Origin of the sequence: Nonomuraea sp. LPB2021202275-12-8 (assembly GCF_037044575.1) — a bacterium.
In the GTDB taxonomy this organism is placed as follows: Bacteria; Actinomycetota; Actinomycetes; order Streptosporangiales; family Streptosporangiaceae; genus Nonomuraea.
Map to the genome: position 1 here is coordinate 51,059 of NZ_JBAHWD010000009.1, position 17,440 is coordinate 68,498.

A 17,440-nucleotide genomic window follows, 5' to 3' on the forward strand; every position below is an offset into this window, starting at 1 on the left:
TCACCGCCCGGCTAGCGGGGGCGGGCCGCCTGCAGTTCAGCGCGTACGGCCGGTGTGAGCACCTGCCCCGCACGCTCGACCAGCAGCGTCATCTGGTAGGCCACCAGGCCCATGTCGCAGTCCGGCGCGGCGAGCACCGCAAGGCAGGAACCGTCGCTGATCGACATGATCATCAACAGTCCGCGCTGCATCTCGATGACGGTCTGGGTGACCATACCGCCCTCGAAGACGCGGGCCGCACCCTGGGTCAAACTGATCACGCCCGACGCCACCGCTGCGAGCTGGTCGGCCCTGTCCTTGGGGAATCCCTCGGAAAAAGCCAGCGGCAGACCGTCAGACGAAACCACGACGGTGTGCGCCACACCAGGCACGTTGTTGACGAAATCAGTGATCAGCCAGTTGATGCCACGCGCTCCCTGGCTCAGTTCTCTCATTTCTCCTCCTCATTCTCGTCTCCGCGGGTGAACGCGCGGCCTTGCCGTACACCTTGCTGGAAGCTGGACAATCTGCTTCGCAGCCTTTCGGGAGAGATCTGCGGCGCCGGTGAGGTTACTGGGGGCTCAGCCAGACTCGCCGTACCGGGCACCAGGTTGGCCTTGGGCACGCGCCGCGGCAGACCCGACGAGGTGGTGCCGCCCTGCGCGGGCTGGGCCGCCGCCTGGGCGGCCTGCCAGCCGCTGTCCGCGGGAGACGACCACGACGGGCTGACACCCGACTCGCCGGGCCTGCGCTGCGGCAGCGGGGGCTTGTCCGCGGAGACGGCCTCGACCTGCAAGGGAGCGGGCTGCGCCGGCGGCTCCGGCTCCCGGGGGGCGAACTGCTCCGGCTCCCTGGAGACGAACTGCTCGGGTTCGGGGCGGCGGAACCAGTCCGAGCCGACGGAGGAGAAGATCGGCAGGAACTCCTCGCTCTCCTCCTCGATCGGCGAGCTGCGCACCACGGGAAGCGGTCCGGTCAGGTCCTGCGAGGAGTAGTCGCCCGGCCCGAACGGGTTGACCGCGGAATGGCCGTTCTGCCCGTAGGGCTCGGGGGCCTGGGGGCCATCGGCGAACGACGACCAGCGCTGCTCGTCAGCGGCGAACGACGACCACCGCTGCTCCTCGGCCGCGAAGGGCGACGGGGCCGCCTCCTCGGTGTAGGGCCGCTGCGGGGGCTGGTCGCCGAAGGACGTCCAGCGCGGCTCCTCCTGCGGCTGCGCCGGCGGCTCCGTGGCGAACGACGGCCAGCGGGGCTCGTCCGTGAGCGGCGGCGGCTCCTCGGCGAACGAGGGCCAGCGCTGCTCCTCGCGCACCGGCGGCGGCGTCTCCTCGGCGAACGACGGCCAGCGGGGCTCCTCCTGCGGCTGCGCGGGCGCCTGCTCGCCGAAGGACGGCCAGGGCTGCTCCTGCTGCTTCTGCGGCTCGGCGAACGGCGGCCAGGCCTCGCTCCCCGGCACGGGCAGCGAGCCGGGCCACTGCGTGTCCATCGGCGGGCCGTCCTGGCCTCTGACGTCGGCCGTGTCGAGCCTGGCCGGCATCGAGGACAGGCCGGACGGCGCCGCGTAGACGCCGGAGCCGTTCGTCGCCGGGCTCTGGTCGAACATGCTCGGGTCGAAGGTGGTGAACGCGTCGTACTGGGAGCGCTGCTGCGGCCCGGTGCCCTGCACGCCGACCAGGAGCATGTCGGGCAGCATGACCAGAGCGCTCAGCCCGCCGCGCTCACGCATCTGGAGCTGTACGCGGATGCCGTGACGCAGCGCCAGCCGGCCGACCACGAACAGGCCCATGCGCCGCGACACCGCGACGTCCACGACGGGCGGGTTGGCCAGCCGCCAGTTGGCCTCGGCCAGCTCCTCGGGGCTCATGCCGATGCCCAGGTCGGTGATCGTCACGAGCACGCCGCCGTCGACGGGTGCGCTGGTGACGTTGACCTTGCTCTCTCTCGGCGAGAACGAGACGGCGTTCTCGATCAGCTCGGCCAGCAGGTGCACCGCGTCGGTCACGGCCGGGCCGGCGATCTGGGTGCCGGACGCGATCTGGATCTGGACCCGCTCGTAGCTCTCGACCTCCGACAGCGAGGCGCGCGCCACGTCGACCAGCGGGACGGGCTCGCTCCACTTGCGCGCGGCCTCCTGACCGGCCAGAACCAGCAGGTTCTCGCTGTTGCGGCGCATGCGGGTGGCCAGGTGGTCCAGGCGGAACAGGTTGGCGAGCCGGTTCTCGTCCTCCTCGCCCTGCTCCAGGCCTTCGATGAGCTGCAGCTGCCGCTCGACCAGTGTCTGGCTGCGCCTGGACAGGTTGACGAACATCGAGTTGACGTTGGCGCGCAGCTTGGCCTCGTCACCGGCCAGCCGGATCGCCTCGCGGTGGACCTCGTCGAAGGCCCGAGCCACTTCCCCGATCTCGTCGCGGGTGGTGATGCCGACCGACGGCACGTCGGGCACCTCTGCGCCGTCGCCGGACTCGCGCAGCACGCGGACGGTCTCCGGCAGCCGGGTGGTGGCGACCTGGAGAGCCTCGGCCCGCAGCCGCCGCAGCGGGCGGACCAGCGAACCGGCCACCCGGGTGGTGATCACCAGCACGAGCAGCAGCAGGACCAGGATGGTGGCGCCGGAGATGATGGCGTTGCGCTGCTCGGTGTCGCTGAGCTCGCGGGTCTGCGTCACGATCCGGGTGGCGAGGGCGTCCTCGACCTTGCGCATGGCGTTGGTGGTCAGCAGGGTGCTCTCGTACCAGAGGTTGATGTCCCGGCGCGAGGTGACGTCGAGGTCCCTGATGCGCCCGTACTCGCGCAGCTGGGCCAGGGCGCGCTGGCGCATGGAGTCGGCGCGGTCGATCTGGATGCCGCGCACGGCCTGCTGGTAGGCCCGCCGATCCTGCGGGGTGGCCTCCTGCTCGAAGGCGGCGAGCTCGGACTGCTGTCGGTTCCACGAACCGAGGAAGTCGGACAGGTCGTCGTAGTCGAGCGAGCGCTCTTCCAGCGCGACGACCATGATGCCCTGCTGGCGGGAGACCTCCTCCTTGGCCCGCTGCAGTGCGCGCAGCCCGGCCACGTCTCCCTGGAGGCTGTCGTCGCTGACGCCCTCGCCCAGGTCTCCCTGGAGCGCGGCGAGGACCTCGATCAGCCGCGAGAAGGTGCTGATCGAGGCTCGGGGCGGGACGCTCTGGCCGAGGATCGACTCACGCAGTCCCGGAAGGCCGTTGAGCCACCGGTTCATCTCCTCGACCTCGGCGCGCACACGCGCCGAGTGGGAGGCGTCGATGGCGGACGTGGCTTCGAGCACGCGCTTCCTCGCGGCATCGACCGTTCCACGCTGAGTGCGCAGCTGGGCCATCCGGCCGGCGCGCCGGCCGTCCGCGACGTACCACGCGCTGAGGGTACGTTCCTTGCCCAGCTCGTGGGAGAGCACGCCGACGCGCTGCACCAGCTCGGCCACCTGGGTGAGCCGGCGGTATTCGCTGCTGGTGCCGATGGCGTTGGCGAGCTGGAGGCCTGCGAGCAGCACACCCACGATCGTGGGAATGAGGATCAGCGCCACCAGCCTCGAGCGCACGCGCCAGTTCGCCAGCCGGAACCGTCCGCCTGTGTACTCCCCCGGCCTCGTGTGCTTGGGGTTTTCCGTCCTCACTGACTCTCGCAACCTCTCGCCGTTACGTGCTCGAAGAAAATCAGACACGCATGTGGCGCATGGGATTCTGCCGGGCTGGGTAATTGGAACACAACCCGTACCAGATCGGCCAACCGAACATATCCCATCAAACGCCCCCACAGGTGGACTTTGGGGGACATAGCGCCGTACACGTTTTTAGGCAGGGCGGAACGAATCGCGCTCCACGGGTGCCGCGTGCTTGATCATCAGATGCCGCGTCACCGAATACTCCTGCACCGCTTCCTGACTCATGTCCTTGCCGAACCCGCTGCCCTTGACCCCGCCGTGCGGCGCCTCGCTGGCGATCGGCAGGTGATCGTTGACCCAGGTCACGCCCACGTCGAGGCGGTGCGAGACGCGCATCGCGCGGGAGACGTCACGCGACCACACCGACGAGGCGAGGCCGTAGCGCGTGTCGTTGGCCAGCCTGACCGCCTCGTCCTCGCCGTCGAACGGCAGGACCACCAGCACGGGCCCGAACAGCTCGCCCTGGACGATCTCGCTGTCCTGGGCGACGTCGGTCACAAGAGTGGGCGGGTAGAAGAACCCGGGTCCCTCGACCGGCGACCCGCCGTGCAGGATCCGGCCGCCCGAGCGGGAGACGAAGCCGTGCACCCGGTCCCGGTGCGCCAACGAGATCAGCGGGCCGATGTCCGTCGACGGATCCCAGGGGTCGCCGGCCCGGATTTCGGCAAGAGTTGCCCGAAGGGCCTCCACCGCCTCGCCGTAGACCTCGCGGGCGACGTAGACGCGGGTGGCCGCCGTGCAGTCCTGGCCGGTGTTGTAGGTGGCGCCCAGCGCCACGCCCCGGGCCGCCTCCGCCAGGTCGGCGTCCTCGAAGACCAGGGCCGGCGCCTTGCCGCCGAGCTCCAGATGGACCCGCTTGAGCGTGGTGGCCGCGCCCGTCATCACGGCCCGGCCGGTCTCGGTCGAGCCGGTCACGCTCACCATGTCCACGCCCGGATCCGTGACCAGCGCCTCCCCCACCGCGGCGCCGCCGGTGACGGCCTGGACCAGGCCGTCGGGCGCGCCCGCCTTGGCGAACAGCTCCGCCAGGCGCAGCGTGGTGCGCGGCGTCTGCGGGGCCGGCTTGATGACCACCGCGTTGCCGGCCGCGACGGCCGGGCCGACCTTCCAGACCGCCATGACGAACGGGAAGTTCCACGGCGCGATCGACCCGACCACCCCGACGGGGCGGCGCAGCATGACCGAGGTGTAGCCGGCGCTGAACACCCCGGCCCCCGTCCCGTCGAGCGAGCGGGCGGCGCCGGCGAAGAAGCGCAGGTTGTCGATGGCGAAGGGCAGCTCACCGTCTCTGAACACGGCGGCGGGCTTCCCCGTCTCCTCCACCTCCAGCCTGGTCAGCTCCTCGGCGTCGGCCTCGGCCAGGTCCGCCACCCGCAGCAGCAGCCGGGCACGCTCGGCGGGCGTGGTCTGGCCCCACTCGCCGAACGCGTCCCTGGCCCGCCGCACGATCGGCGCCACGGCCGCCACGGGGGTGTCCGGCACCTCGGCGCACACGAGCCCGGTGGCCGGGTTGATCAATTCACGCATGGATATCTTTCCTGCTGGTACCTGCCGGCCCGGGGAGGCCGTGCCTACTTCCGGCCGAGCTGCTCGATCAGGTCGGCGGCCTTGCGCAGCCCGTCGCGGCCGCGGATCTCCTCACCGGCGGCGGCGAGCCTCGCACGGAGCTCGCCGTCACCGAGAAGGCGGTCGAGCGCGCCCTTCAGCTCCTCGTCCGTGAAAGCGTAGGTCGAAAGCCTGACACCATAACCCAATTCGTCGACGCGCTGCGCGTTGTCGTACTGGTCCCAGAAGAGCGGGAGCAGGATCATCGGCTTGCCGAAGTGCAGCGCCTCGGTGGTGGTGTTGTTGCCGCCGTGCGTGATGACCAGGTCACACAGCGGAATGATCTTCGTCTGCGGCAGGAACTCGGCTCCCCACATGTTGTCGGCGAGCTTGATCTCCTCGTGCAGCGGGCCCTTGGAGACGATGATCTGGTGCGGGGTGGTGCCCAGCACGTCGACCACTCGCTGCATGAGCTCCACGTCCGAGGAGCCGAGCGAGCCGAGCGAGAAGTAGACCAGCGACCCCTCGTTCCGCTCGAAGGGCAGCTCGAACTCCTCGTCGGTCTCGCGGACCGAGGAGTCGAGCCGGTGCCAGCTCTCGCCGAGCGGCCGGGCGTCGGCGTAGTCGAGGATCTCCGGGAACACGTACAGGTTCAGGTCGCCCTCGTGGATGAAGTCGAGGTCGGGCAGCGGCTCGGTGCCCTGCTCGACGCACCACTCGTTGAAGGCGCTCCAGATCTCGCGGTGGGTGCGGTCGTACTCCGCGCGGAAGGCGTCCCACTCGGTGCGGTCGTCCGCGGGCAGGCCGGAGAAGACCGGCGCGATGCCCTCGCCGCGCACCTCCAGCGGGTTGCAGGAGACGATCCTGACGAACTTCTTGCCGGCCGTGAGCAGCGCCGGGAACGTGATCACGTTGTCCTCGACGATGACGTCCGGCTGGACCCGCTCGATGATCTCCTTGAGCTGCGGCTCGCAGTACTTGGCGCCGTCGATCAGGGAGTCCCAGATGGGCTTGGTGACGGTCTCGAGCTGCGCCAGCGTGCTCTTGCGGTATTCAGGAGCGGTCTCGCGGATGAAGTCCTTCCAGAACTGCCCGGCGTCCTGCTCCTCCTCGGCGGGAGGGGCGAGGTCGACCAGGTCCTCCTCGAAGCCGAGCGCCTCCAGCTTGCCCTTCCACGACGCCTCGGCGGCGAAGACGACGCGGTGGCCGCGGTGGCGCAGGATGTCGCCGATGCCGATGGAGTTGTTGGTCGGCCCGTAGGCGCTTTCCGGCATGAACAGGATGGTGAGAGACATGGACACTCCGGGAGAACTAGCGATTTGAAGGGGAATTCAAATACTTGTCTAGCGTGAAGGTCAACTTCAGGGCACTATGGTCACGGATTCCTGAACTGCGGTCGAAGAAAAGGGCAAGGTGGTGAAGATGGCCCAGCGCAAGAGCCGTACTGACCGGCGCATCGACCTGATCGAGGCGGCACGGCGGGCCATCATCCGGCACGGCATCGACGGGGTCCAGCTCTCCCACGTGGCCGAGGAAGCCGGGCTGACCTCCGGCGCCGTGCTCTACCACTACCCCGACCTGAGCGAACTGCTGGTCGAGGCGCAGCACGCCGGCATGGAGCGCTTCTACGAGCAGCGGCTGCGGCAGATCGCGGCCCTCACCGACCCTGTCACCAAGCTCGTGCTGACCATCAAGTCGGGACTGCCCACCGGGCCGCTCGACCCGGACGTGCGGCTGCTCAACGAGCTGGGCGGAGCCGCGGGACGCCACCGCGTCTACGGGGTGCTCCTCACCTCCCTCTACGACCGGCAGGTGTCGATGTACCAGTCGATCCTGGACACGGGGTCCGCGCTCGGGGTCTTCAGGCTCACCGCCGACGCGCTGTCGATCTCGCGCAACCTGGTGGCGCTGGAGGACGCCTACGGCTACCGCATCACGGCCAGGCATCCGCTCATCGGCCCTGAGGAGGCGGCCGAGCTGATCCTGAGCTACGCGCGCACGGTGACGGGCAACGACCTGCTTCATTGATCCACCGGGATGATCACGGCGTCGTCGGTCTTCCAGTGCAGCTTGACCTCGGCGCCCGGCTTGACCTCGCTCGCGCCCTGCACCGCGACCAGCACCGGCTTGGCGCGGCCGGGCACGTCCACCGAGATGTGCGAGACGCCGCCGTAGAAACTGACGTCGAGCACGGAGCCCCGCAGACCGCGCCCCGCCGACGCGTCGCGCAGCTCCAGCTTCTCCGGCCGGATGCCGAGCAGCGCCCTGGTCCCCGTCTCCAGCTCACGCAGTGGCCTTCCCGGCAGCAGGCCGAAGTCCTCGGTCCGCACCGCCCCCTCGGCGCCGAACGTGCCCTCGAACAGGTTGTTGGCTCCGACGAAGTCGGCGACGAACCTGGTGCGGGGCCGCTCGTACAGCGCGACGGGCTCGTCCACCTGGCGCACCTGGCCGGTGTCGAAGACCGCGATGCGGTCGGCGAGCGACATGGCCTCCTCCTGGTCGTGGGTGACGACCACGAAGGTGATGCCGACCTCGTGCTGCAGCCGCTTGAGCTCCAACTGCATGTCCGCGCGGACCTTCTTGTCCAGGGCCGACAGCGGCTCGTCCAGCAGGAGCAGGCGCGGGCGCTTGACGATGGAGCGTGCCAGGGCGACGCGCTGGCGCTGGCCGCCGGACAGTTGCTGCGGCTTCCTGCCCGCGTGCGCCGACAGCCCCACCGTCTCCAGCACCTCGCCGACGCGCTGCTTGATCTCCTGGCGCGGCAGCTTCTCGCGCTCCAGTCCGTAGGCGACGTTCTTGGCCACGGTCATGTGCGGGAACAGCGCGTACGACTGGAACATCAGGCTGATCGGCCGCTGGTTGGGCTGCCTGGCGAGCAGATCCTGGCCGTCGAGGGTCACCGTGCCGCTGTCGGGCGTCTCGAACCCGGCGATGATGCGCAGCAGCGTGGTCTTGCCGCAGCCGGAGGGGCCCAGCAGGGCGAAGAACTCCCCCTGCCCGATCTCCAGCGAGACGCCGTCGAGCGCGGTGACGTCGCCGAACCTGCGGGTGATCCCGTCAATCTTGAGCACGTGACTCCCCGATCTTGGTCATGCGCTGCCCCACGATCACCGCGGTGAAGCTCACCAGGAGCAGGACCGCGGCCAGCGCGTTGATCTTCGGGGTCACCCCGAAACGAATCATTGAATAGATGACGATCGGCAGCGTCTGCTCGGTGTTGCCGACCGTGAAGAAGGCGATCACGAACTCGTCCAGCGACAGCGTGAACGCCAGCAGCGCGCCCGCCACGATGCCCGGCGCGAGCTGCGGCAGCGTCACCTTCATGAATGTGGTCACCGGACCGGCGCCCAGGTCGCGCGAGGCCTCCTCCAGCGAGGTGTCGCTGCCCGAGAGCCTGGTGCGCACCACCGCGGCCACGAACGCCATCGCGAACACGCCGTGCGCCAGGATCACCGAGTAGAGGCCCAGCGTGAGCTGGATCATGCCGTAGAAGAGCAGCAGCCCGATCGCCAGCACCAGATCAGGCAGCACGGCCGGCATCAGCGCGACCGCGTCCAGCGTCTTGGACCTGGTGTAGCGGGCCAGGCCGACGGCGAGCAGCGTGCCGAGCACGGTGGCGATCACCGTCGCGCCCGCGGCCACGATGACCGTGTTGACCAGGCCGTCCATGATCCGCTCGTCGGCCGCGAGCTCGCCGTACCACTTGAGGCTGAAGCCCTCGTAGGTGTAGGCCGACTCGCCGGCGTTGAACGACATCACGACGAGCACGACGATCGGCGCGTACAGGAACACGTACGTGGCCCAGAACGGCACGTGCAGGAGTCTCGACCTACGCACGGCGCGCCACCCAGGCCTGCGCGATCAGCAGCACGAGCAGCACCGCGATCAGGGCCAGCGTCAGCGTGGAGCCGAACGGCCAGTCGCGGGCCGAGAGGAACTCGGTGCGGATCAGGTTGCCCACCATGACCGTCTTGCCGCCGCCCAGCATCTCGGGGATGACGAAGTTGCCGAAGCTCGGCACGAACACGAACAGGCAGCCGGTCATCACGCCCGGCACCGTCAGCGGCAGCGTCACCTTGCGGAAGGTGGTGAACGCCGAGGCGCCCAGGTTGGCCGACGCCTCCCGCAACTGCGGATCGAGCTTCTCGATCGTCGCGTACAGCGGCAGCACCATCAGCGGCAGGTAGGAGTAGAGCAGGCCGGTGACGACGGCGCCCTGGTTGTAGAGCAGCTCGACCGGCTCCAGCCCCAGGACGCCCAGGCCGGAGTTGATCAGTCCGGGGCCGCTCAGGAGCATGATCCAGGCGTAGGCCCGGATGATGAAGTTGGTCCAGAACGGCAGCACGATCGCGACCAGCGCGATCGTCTTCCACTTACGCGGAAGCTGCGCGATCAGGTAGGCCGTCGGGTAGCCGATCAGCAGCGCGATCAGCGTGGTGAGTCCCGCGATCTTCATCGAGGTGCCGACCACGCCCAGGTAGAGGGGGTCGAACAGGCGGGTGAAGTTCTCGTGGGTGAACTCGTAGATGACGCCGCCGAAGCGGCCACGCTGGAAGACCGTGTAGCTGAGCACCAGGGCCAGCGGCACCAGCAGCAGCACGACCAGATAGGTCAGCCCCGGCGCCAGGAAAACGAATGCGCCCAGCCGGCGCCCCCGCGCGGGGGACGCCGGCCGGGCTCGAGTCTCGACCTTCACTGCAACTAGTCGGCCTTGACCTCGGACGACAGGCGCGTGAACTTGGTCGACGCCTGGCCCAGGTCGATGATGGCCTCACCGTTGAGCAGCTCGGCCGGCTTGATGCCGAGCAGCGATCCCGGGGCGATCTTGACCTTGTCCATGGCGGCCTTGTTCGGCACCTTGTAGTTGATGTTCTCGGCGGCCCAGCGGTGGACCTCAGGGTCGAGGATGTAGTTGATGAAGGCGTGCGCGGCCTCCTTGTTCTTGGAGGACTTCAAGATCACCATGGTGTCCACCCAGAGGTCGCTACCCTCCTTCGGCACGGTGAACTTGATGTTCTGCTTCGCGTCCGTGGTCGGGCACCAGCCGTCCCACGCCTCGACCATGACGGCCTCGCCGCTGATCAGCTTGTCGCCGAACGTCGTGTCGTCGAACCCGAGGAGGTGCGGCTTGGCCGCGAGCAGCAGCTCCTTGGCCTTGGCGATCTCCTCGTCCTTGTCGGTGTTGACCGAGTAGCCGAGCGACTTGAGGGCGGGCAGGGCCAGCCAGCGCTCGGTGGTCATCAACGTGACCTTCTTCTCGGCCCAGGCCGGCGGCTTGAGTAGATCGTTCCAGCTCTTCGGCTCCGCCTTCACCAGGTCGCTTCGGTAGCAGATGCCGGTCGTGCCCCAGGTGTAGGGCACCGAGTACTTGTTGCCCTTGTCGTAGGAGAGCTGGGTGGCCTCGGGGTAGAGGTTCGACAGGTTGGGGATCAGCTCAGGGTGGATCGGCTCCAGCAGGCCCTGCTCGTTGAGCGCCTGCGCGTACTGGCCCGAGACGAACGCCACGTCGATGCCGCTGTCACCACCGGTGGTGAGCTTGGTCATCGCGACCTCGTTGGTCTCGTGCAGGGTGACGTTCAGATCGGAGATCTTCAGCTCCTTCTTCACCATCTCCTGCAGCTCTTTGGGCGTGTAACCGTCCCAAACGGTCACTGTGAGTGACTGCTTCGACAGATCGGCGTCCGCCTTGAGCTGGGCGGCTGTCGCCTGAGGTGCCGTCTCTGCGCTGTTGGTCGACTCACCGCCGCACGCCGCGACGGCGAGCGCGAGGCCGGCCACCGCTACAGCAGCCGGAAGACGACGGGTGAACCGGGTACGGAACACGGCCGCTACTCCTTATGAATTTCGATGTACGGGGGGTCGCGCGACCAACCGGGCACGGCAGACCAGAGCAGGAGTGTTGCAGCAGAAATCAACATGAGCAAGACTTTGGCGGACATTGCTAGCTGGAAGTTTGGTCTAACTGTTGAATTCGGATTCAATATGGAACCGGTTGATCTCACTCGGTGATAATCCACTCACCGGCCGAGACCGCGGTCTCACAGCCGCTCTCCTCGCCCTGTTGGAAGGGCCGGTGCCGACGCCGTTCGCCGTCCGCCGGTACCTTCCGCTGCCCACCATCTCGCACGGTCTCCCGGATCTCCACACCGGGGTCCCGGCCGAGCGAGACTTCGGGCCGCACGTAGATCAGACAAACTACTCGGTGGTGGTGGATGACCGGGTCGTCGTGAAATGGCTCACACCTCCGGTCCCGCTGCCGCACCCCACGCCCGAGGTGTTCGCTCACCTCGTTGACGTGGGCTTCAAAGACACCGCGCCGCCGTATGCCGCGCTCACCCGGGCTGACGAATCGGGCGAGGTCCTGCTCGCGCTGGTGACGGGCTATCTGCCGCAGGCCAGGGACGGCTGGGAGTGGTGCGCCGACGAGGCCGAGGCGGACCGCACCGCCTTCGCACCCGCGCTCGGCCACCTCGCCGCCGACCTGCACCTCGCCCTGGCCACCTTCCCCGGCGAGGACCCGCCCCCACCCGGTGCCGACGCGGCCGTCAGGGGCGAGTCCGCGCTGCGCGACGCCCTGGAGCTCACCGACGGTGACGACGGCGACTGGCTGGCCGCCTGGGCCGGGCGGATGCGGGCCGAGCTGGCGCCCCTGGCCGAGCCCATCACCTCGCCCAGGATCCGCATTCACGGCGACCTCCACGTGGGCCAGATCCTCCAGTGGCGCGACGGCTACGCGGTGATCGACTTCGACGGCAACCCCACCGTCACCGGCGGCGACCTCTACCAGCCCGCCGCCCGGGACGTCGCCCAGCTCACCACGAGCCTCCAGCACGTCGCCCAGGTGGCGATCAGACGCCGCGGCACCCCGCCGGGCGCGGCCGCCCGCTGGGCCGCCGAGGCCCGCGCGCTCATGCTGGCCGCCTACCGGGACCGCCTGGCCGGGCGCGACGCCGCCGGGCTGCTGGACGAGTCCCTGATCCGCCCCTTCGAGATCGAGCAGGAGTGCCGGGAGCTGATCTACGCGGCCCGTCACCTGCCTCGATGGCGCTACGCCCCGATGGGCGTGCTGCGCAGCTGGTATCCCGAGGAGAACCGATGAACCCCGAGCTCTACCTGTCCGACCTGGAGGCCAAGCCGGCCGCCCTGGCCGCCCTGGCCGAGGCGCTGGAGACGGCCGACCCCTTCGGGGCGCTGCCCGGGGACGTCGAACGCGTGCTGTTCCTCGGCATGGGCAGCTCCCGCTACGCCGCGGGGGTCGCCGCCCTGCGCCTGCGCGCGGCGGGGGTCGACGCCTACGCCGAGTACGCCTCCGCGTCGGCCGCCTTCCCCCAGGATCGCCGTACGCTCGTCGTGCCCATCTCGGCGACCGGGACCAGCCGCGAGACCCTGGACGCGGTGGCCCGCTACGCGGGCGGCGCGTCACCGGTGGCGGCGCTGACCAACACGCCGGACTCCGCGCTCGCGCGGGCGGCCGACCTGGTGATCCCCATGCACGCGGGCGTGGAGGCGGGCGGGGTGTCGTGCCGCACCTTCCAGCACACGCTCGCCCTGCTGCTCGCCCTGGAGTCCCGGCTCACGGGGTCCGGAAGGGACGTGGCGGCACTGGTGCGACGCAGCGCCGAGGCCACCGCCGACCTGCTGGAACGCAGGGACGAGTGGCTGCCGCCGGTGCTGGAGCTGCTCGACGGCCCGCACGGCGTGTATGCGATCGCCCCGGCCGAGCGGCTGTCGTCGGCGGAGCAGTCGGCGCTGATGGTCAGGGAAGGCCCGCGCCGCCCGGCGGACGCCTGCGAAACGGGCGACTGGGCGCACGTGGACGTCTACCTGACCAAGACCCTCGACTACCGCGCCCTGCTCTATCCCGGTTCGCGCTACGACGAGCAGGCCATGGACTGGGTGCGCGAACGCGGGTCCACGGTCGTGGCCGTGGGCGCCGAGGTGAAGGACGCCACGGCCGCCGTCAGGTACGTCCACGACGGCGACGCCGACGTGCGGCTGCTGACCGAGACGCTGGTGGCGGAGCTGGTGGCCGCCAGCTGGTGGTCGGCCGGGTAGACCACCTCAGTAGGCCGGGCGGACCGCCAGCGCGTGCTCCACGAGGGTGATCAGCGTGCCCTTGACCGCTTCGCGCTGGCGGGCGTCGGTGCGGACGAGCGGGATGTGCGGCGAGAGGGTGAGCGCCTCGCGGATCTCGTTCTCCATGTGCGGGAACTGCCCGTTCCAGCCGTTGACCCCGACCACGAAGGGCAGCTTGGCCTCTTCGAAGTAGTCGATCGCCGGGAAGCTGTCGGCCAGGCGGCGGGTGTCGACCAGCACCACCGCGCCGATGGCGCCGCGCACCAGGTCGTCCCACATGAACCAGAACCGGTGCTGGCCCGGCGTGCCGAACAGATAGAGGATCAGGTCGCGGTCCAGCGACACCCGGCCGAAGTCCATCGCCACGGTCGTGGTCGTCTTGTTCGGCGTGAGCGACAGGTCGTCGACCCCCGCCGAGGCGTCCGTCATCACCGCCTCGGTCGTCAGCGGCATGATCTCCGACACCGCGCCGACGAACGTCGTCTTGCCGACGCCGAAGCCACCGGCCACCACGATCTTCGTCGAGGTCAGGCCTGGGCTAGAGCCTGCGTAGTCCACTGAGCACCCTTTCGAGCAGGCTCCTGTCGGGCAGGCCCGCCTCCAACTGCGGCTGGTAGACCCTGACCAGCCCTTCCGCCTCCATGTCTGCGACCAGCACCCGGGCCACGCCGAGTGGGATGGCCAGCAGCGCGGAGATCTCCGCCACCGATCTGATCTGGCGGCACAGCTCGCTGATCTGCCGAAACTCCCGGGCGTAGATCGGGCCGAGCTGCACCGACGTCGCCGAGGAGACGAGCGCCTCCATGGCGAGGGCGCTGCGCGGCGCGGTCCTGCCGCCGGTGACGGCGTACATCCTCACCAATGAGCTGCGCTCGGGCTCCGGCTCCCCGCCATGCCACGATGCCAACGTCCACTCCCATCACCAGGGGCGCGCGTTCGAGAGTTCCGCGCGCACGTCAGGCGTGAGCACCTGCCCCGCACGTTCCACCAAAATCGTCATTTGATAGGCCACCAGGCCCATGTCACAGTCCGGCGCGGCCAGCACCGCCAGGCTCGACCCGTCGCTGATCGACATCACCAGCATCAGGCCCTGTTGCATCTCGACGAGGGTCTGCACGACCTCGCCGCCTTCGAACACCCGCGCCGATCCCGCGGTGAGGCTGACCAGCCCCGCCGCGATCGCGGAGAGCTGGTCGGCGCGGTCCTGCGGAAACCCGCGGGAGAAGGCCATCGGCAACCCGTCCGCGGAGACCACCACGGCGTGCGCCACCCCGGGCACCTCTTCGACGAAGCCGCTGACGAGCCAGTTCACGTCCCTGGCCGCCTGGCTCAGGTTCACCATCAGTCCTCCTCTAGCTCGGCGCGCCCCTTGCGCACGCCCTGCTGGTAGCTGGAGAGCCTGCTGCGAAGCCGATCAGGGGACACCGGAGGCGCGGGCATCGGTGACGGCGCGGGCGTCGCGGAGCCCGGCACCAGGTTCGCCCTCGGGGTCCGCTTGGGCAGTCCCGAGCTGGTCGTCCCGCCGAGAGCCGGCTCGCGGGCCGCCCCGGCCGCCTGCCAGCCGCTGTCCGCGGGCGAGGACCAGCCAGGGGCTTCGCCGGGCCCGGCGGGCGGCGGCATCGCGGGGCCGTCGTCCAGCCGTGCGGCCGGGCGCGGGCCGTCGTCCTGGGACGGCTCGCGCCGAGGAGGCCAGGAGGTGTCGCCGGGCCACGAGGGCTCGGCCTGCGACGGCCACGAGGAGTCGCCCGTCGAAGACCACGACGGCTCGTCCGTAGAAGACCACGACGGCTCGCCCGACGACGACCAGGCGGGGTCCGGCGGCGGGACGGACTCTCTCCGGTCGGGAGTGAACGACGGCTTGGTGAACCAGCTCGACTCGACGGAGGCGAAGATGGGCAGGAAGTCGCCCTGCGGCGGTGGCTCGGACGGAGCCGGCGGCTCGGGCGGCAGCTCCACGGAGTGCGTGTGCTGCGAGCCGAACCACGACGTGGGCTCCGGTGTCGGGGTCAGGTCCAGCGACGGGTGGCCCGGACCCGGCATCGACGGCGTGGCCTGCATCGGCACCTTCGCGTACGGCATCGGCTCCGGAGCAGGCACGCGGGCGAACGGCGGCTCGGCGCCGGGCATCGCCGTGAGCAGCGTCTCGGGCAGCAGCACCATGGCGGTCAGCCCGCCGATGTCCTGGCGCCGGAGCTGCACCCTGATGCTGTGCCGCAACGCCAGCCGGCCGACCACGAACAGGCCCATCCGCCGCGACACCGACACGTCCACCACCGGCGGGTTCGCCAGGCGCCAGTTGGCCTCGGAGAGCTCCTCCGGATTCATCGAGATGCCGTTGTCGGTGACCGAGACCATCAGCCCGCCGCCGTCGATCCGGCTGCTGGAGATGACGACCTTCGTGTCGCGGGAGGAGAACGAGACGGCGTTCTCGATCAGCTCGGCCAGCAGGTGGACCACGTCGTTGACGGCCTGCCCCGCGATGGCCACCTCCGACTGGACCTGGATGCTGACCCGGTCGTAGCTCTCCACCTCGCCGAGCGCGGCCCGTACCACGTCCATCAGCTCGACCGGCTCGCTCCACCGGCGCGCGGCCTCCTGGCCCGCCAGGACCAGCAGGTTCTCGCTGTTGCGGCGCATGCGGGTGGCCAGGTGGTCGAGCTTGAACAGGTCGCCGAGCCTGCCGTCGTCGCGCTCGCCGCGCTCCAGCCGCTCGATCAGGCTGAGCTGCCGCTCGACCAGCGTCTGGCTGCGCCGCGACAGGTTGACGAACATCGCGTTGACGTTGGAGCGCAGCCGGGCCTCGTCGCCCGCCAGCCGGACCGCTTCGCGGTGCACCTCGTCGAAGGCCCGCGCGACCTCGCCGACCTCGTCCCTGGAGAAGACGTTGATGGGGGGCACCTCGGCGTCCACCACGCCGTCCCGCGACTCGCGCAGGTGCTGCACGAAGTCCGGCAGCCGCCTGCCTGCGATCTCCAGAGCCTCGGCGCGCAGCCGGCGCAGCGGGCGCACCAGGGACCTGGCCACCCCGGTCGTGATCAGCAGCACGGCCAGGAGCAGCGCGATCACCGCGCCCGCGATCACGTACGCGCGCTGCCGCTCGTCTGCGCTGAGCGCCTCGCTGCGGGTCACGATGCCCGCGGCCTGCCGCTGCTCGACCACGCGCATGGAGTCGACGACCACGTTGGACGCCTCGAACCACTGCCCGGCGTCGTCGCGGTTGGCGAGGTCGAGCCCGCGCAGGGCCTGCCCGGCTGTGGCCCTGATGAGCACCAGCTCGCGCAGGAACAGCATGTTGTCGGCGGATCGGCCGTTGACGGTCTCGTCGAAGTAGCGCCGTTCGACGGCGGTGGCCTCGTCGGCGAAGGCCTTGCGCTCGTTGTCCTCCCGCGACAGCTCGCCGAGGAAGCGCTTGAGCTGCTCCTGGTTGAACGCGCCCTCCGCCAGCACGGTGGTCAGCATGGCCTGCTGGAGCGAGACGCTCTCCTTGGCCCGGGCGAGCGCGTCGAGCATGCGCGACTGGCGGAACAGCTCGTCGTCCTGGCTGCCCTTGATGAGCTCGTTGTGGACGGAGAGCAGGTCGTTGATCACGGTGGTGTAGAGCTCGACGGAGGCGGCGGGCAGCAGGTCGGCGTCGAGTGCCTGCTCCCGCAGGCCGGTGAGGTCGTCGAGCCGGTTGAGCATGTTCTCGATCTGGTCGGCGGTGCGGCCGGTGACGGCGGACAGGAGCTGGTCGGCGCTGCCCCGCACCTCCTTGATCGCGGCGTCCACCTGGTCCATCTGCTCGCGCACCGGGGGCAGGCCGCTGGCCGGGCGGTTCCTGGCGATGTACCAGGAGGTCCGCGCGCGCTCGCCGGCGACCACGTGGGTGAGCTCGCCGACCTGCTCGGAGAGCTGGGCGAGCTGGTTGGTGCGTGCGTAGTCGGCCGCGGCGCCGGTCGAGGCGAACACCTGGAAGCCGCCGAGCAGCACGGCCGCGGCCGTCGGGACGAGAATGAGCGCGACGAGCCGCGCTCGGACGCGCCAGTTGCGCAGCCGCCAGTTGCCTTCCTCTGGTGGCCGCTGTCCTAACTCTGTACTCACCGAACGCAACCTCTCGCCCGAATCGGCGCTATATGAAGGTCCTGTGACCCGTGGGGAAAATCCAGCAAGCTCGGGTAATTGGAA

Annotated in this window: 15 protein-coding genes; 3 read left to right on the top strand and 12 right to left on the bottom strand. The window is 69.8% G+C overall.

The features are described from left to right. Positions 1–11: 11 nt before the first annotated feature. From V5E28_RS18925 to V5E28_RS18940, 4 genes are all read right to left on the bottom strand, one after another. Positions 12–434: a roadblock/LC7 domain-containing protein gene (locus tag V5E28_RS18925; protein WP_049565005.1), complete on the bottom strand. Its 423-nt coding sequence runs from the start codon at positions 432–434 to the stop codon at positions 12–14. Further along, positions 431–3,532, bottom strand: a complete 3,102-nt coding sequence (locus tag V5E28_RS18930; RefSeq protein ID WP_336208259.1) for a sensor histidine kinase — start codon at positions 3,530–3,532, stop codon at positions 431–433. The genes V5E28_RS18925 and V5E28_RS18930 overlap by 4 nt, the downstream gene beginning before the upstream one ends. Positions 3,533–3,784: 252 nt before the next feature. Further along, positions 3,785–5,188, bottom strand: a complete 1,404-nt coding sequence (locus tag V5E28_RS18935) for an aminobutyraldehyde dehydrogenase (RefSeq protein ID WP_336208466.1) — start codon at positions 5,186–5,188, stop codon at positions 3,785–3,787. Between the two features lie 38 nt (positions 5,189–5,226). Further along, on the bottom strand, positions 5,227–6,495 hold the full coding sequence (locus tag V5E28_RS18940; RefSeq protein ID WP_336208260.1) for a glycosyltransferase: 1,269 nt from the start codon (positions 6,493–6,495) through the stop codon (positions 5,227–5,229). A gap of 127 nt (positions 6,496–6,622) precedes the next feature. Between V5E28_RS18940 and V5E28_RS18945 the strand changes: the two genes are divergently transcribed. After that, on the top strand, positions 6,623–7,228 hold the full coding sequence (locus V5E28_RS18945; RefSeq protein WP_336208261.1) for a TetR/AcrR family transcriptional regulator: 606 nt from the start codon (positions 6,623–6,625) through the stop codon (positions 7,226–7,228). Here the strand turns inward: V5E28_RS18945 and V5E28_RS18950 are convergent. Genes V5E28_RS18950 through V5E28_RS18965 form a run of 4 tightly spaced genes read right to left on the bottom strand, consistent with a single transcriptional unit; the run spans position 7,222 to position 11,023 of the window. Continuing rightward, positions 7,222–8,271 carry an ABC transporter ATP-binding protein gene (locus V5E28_RS18950; protein WP_336208262.1) on the bottom strand — a complete coding sequence of 350 codons (1,050 nt, stop codon included), beginning with the start codon at positions 8,269–8,271 and terminating at the stop codon, positions 7,222–7,224. The genes V5E28_RS18945 and V5E28_RS18950 overlap by 7 nt on opposite strands. Continuing rightward, positions 8,258–9,037, bottom strand: coding sequence for an ABC transporter permease (locus tag V5E28_RS18955; protein WP_336208263.1), 780 nt, complete (start codon positions 9,035–9,037; stop codon positions 8,258–8,260). The genes V5E28_RS18950 and V5E28_RS18955 overlap by 14 nt, the downstream gene beginning before the upstream one ends. Beyond that, positions 9,030–9,896, bottom strand: coding sequence for an ABC transporter permease (locus tag V5E28_RS18960; protein ID WP_336208264.1), 867 nt, complete (start codon positions 9,894–9,896; stop codon positions 9,030–9,032). Before V5E28_RS18960 ends, V5E28_RS18955 begins: the two co-directional genes overlap by 8 nt. Positions 9,897–9,901: 5 nt before the next feature. Next, positions 9,902–11,023 carry a polyamine ABC transporter substrate-binding protein gene (locus V5E28_RS18965; RefSeq protein ID WP_336208265.1) on the bottom strand — a complete coding sequence of 374 codons (1,122 nt, stop codon included), beginning with the start codon at positions 11,021–11,023 and terminating at the stop codon, positions 9,902–9,904. Positions 11,024–11,273: 250 nt separating this feature from the next. Between V5E28_RS18965 and V5E28_RS18970 the strand changes: the two genes are divergently transcribed. Beyond that, positions 11,274–12,299, top strand: coding sequence for a hypothetical protein (locus tag V5E28_RS18970; protein ID WP_336208266.1), 1,026 nt, complete (start codon positions 11,274–11,276; stop codon positions 12,297–12,299). Further along, complete coding sequence (locus V5E28_RS18975; RefSeq protein ID WP_336208267.1) at positions 12,296–13,255, top strand: SIS domain-containing protein; 960 nt, start codon at positions 12,296–12,298, stop codon at positions 13,253–13,255. Before V5E28_RS18970 ends, V5E28_RS18975 begins: the two co-directional genes overlap by 4 nt. Before the next feature lie 6 nt (positions 13,256–13,261). Here the strand turns inward: V5E28_RS18975 and V5E28_RS18980 are convergent, their stop codons facing one another. Genes V5E28_RS18980 through V5E28_RS18995 form a run of 4 tightly spaced genes read right to left on the bottom strand, consistent with a single transcriptional unit; the run spans position 13,262 to position 17,356 of the window. Continuing rightward, positions 13,262–13,834 carry a GTP-binding protein gene (locus tag V5E28_RS18980; RefSeq protein WP_336208268.1) on the bottom strand — a complete coding sequence of 191 codons (573 nt, stop codon included), beginning with the start codon at positions 13,832–13,834 and terminating at the stop codon, positions 13,262–13,264. Then, entirely contained in the window at positions 13,815–14,183 is a 369-nt protein-coding gene (locus V5E28_RS18985) for a DUF742 domain-containing protein (protein WP_442945839.1), read from the bottom strand. The genes V5E28_RS18980 and V5E28_RS18985 overlap by 20 nt, the downstream gene beginning before the upstream one ends. A gap of 12 nt (positions 14,184–14,195) precedes the next feature. Next, on the bottom strand, positions 14,196–14,618 hold the full coding sequence (locus tag V5E28_RS18990) for a roadblock/LC7 domain-containing protein (protein WP_442945840.1): 423 nt from the start codon (positions 14,616–14,618) through the stop codon (positions 14,196–14,198). Then, on the bottom strand, positions 14,618–17,356 hold the full coding sequence (locus tag V5E28_RS18995) for a sensor histidine kinase (protein ID WP_336208269.1): 2,739 nt from the start codon (positions 17,354–17,356) through the stop codon (positions 14,618–14,620). The genes V5E28_RS18990 and V5E28_RS18995 overlap by 1 nt, the downstream gene beginning before the upstream one ends. Positions 17,357–17,440 lie beyond the last annotated feature (84 nt).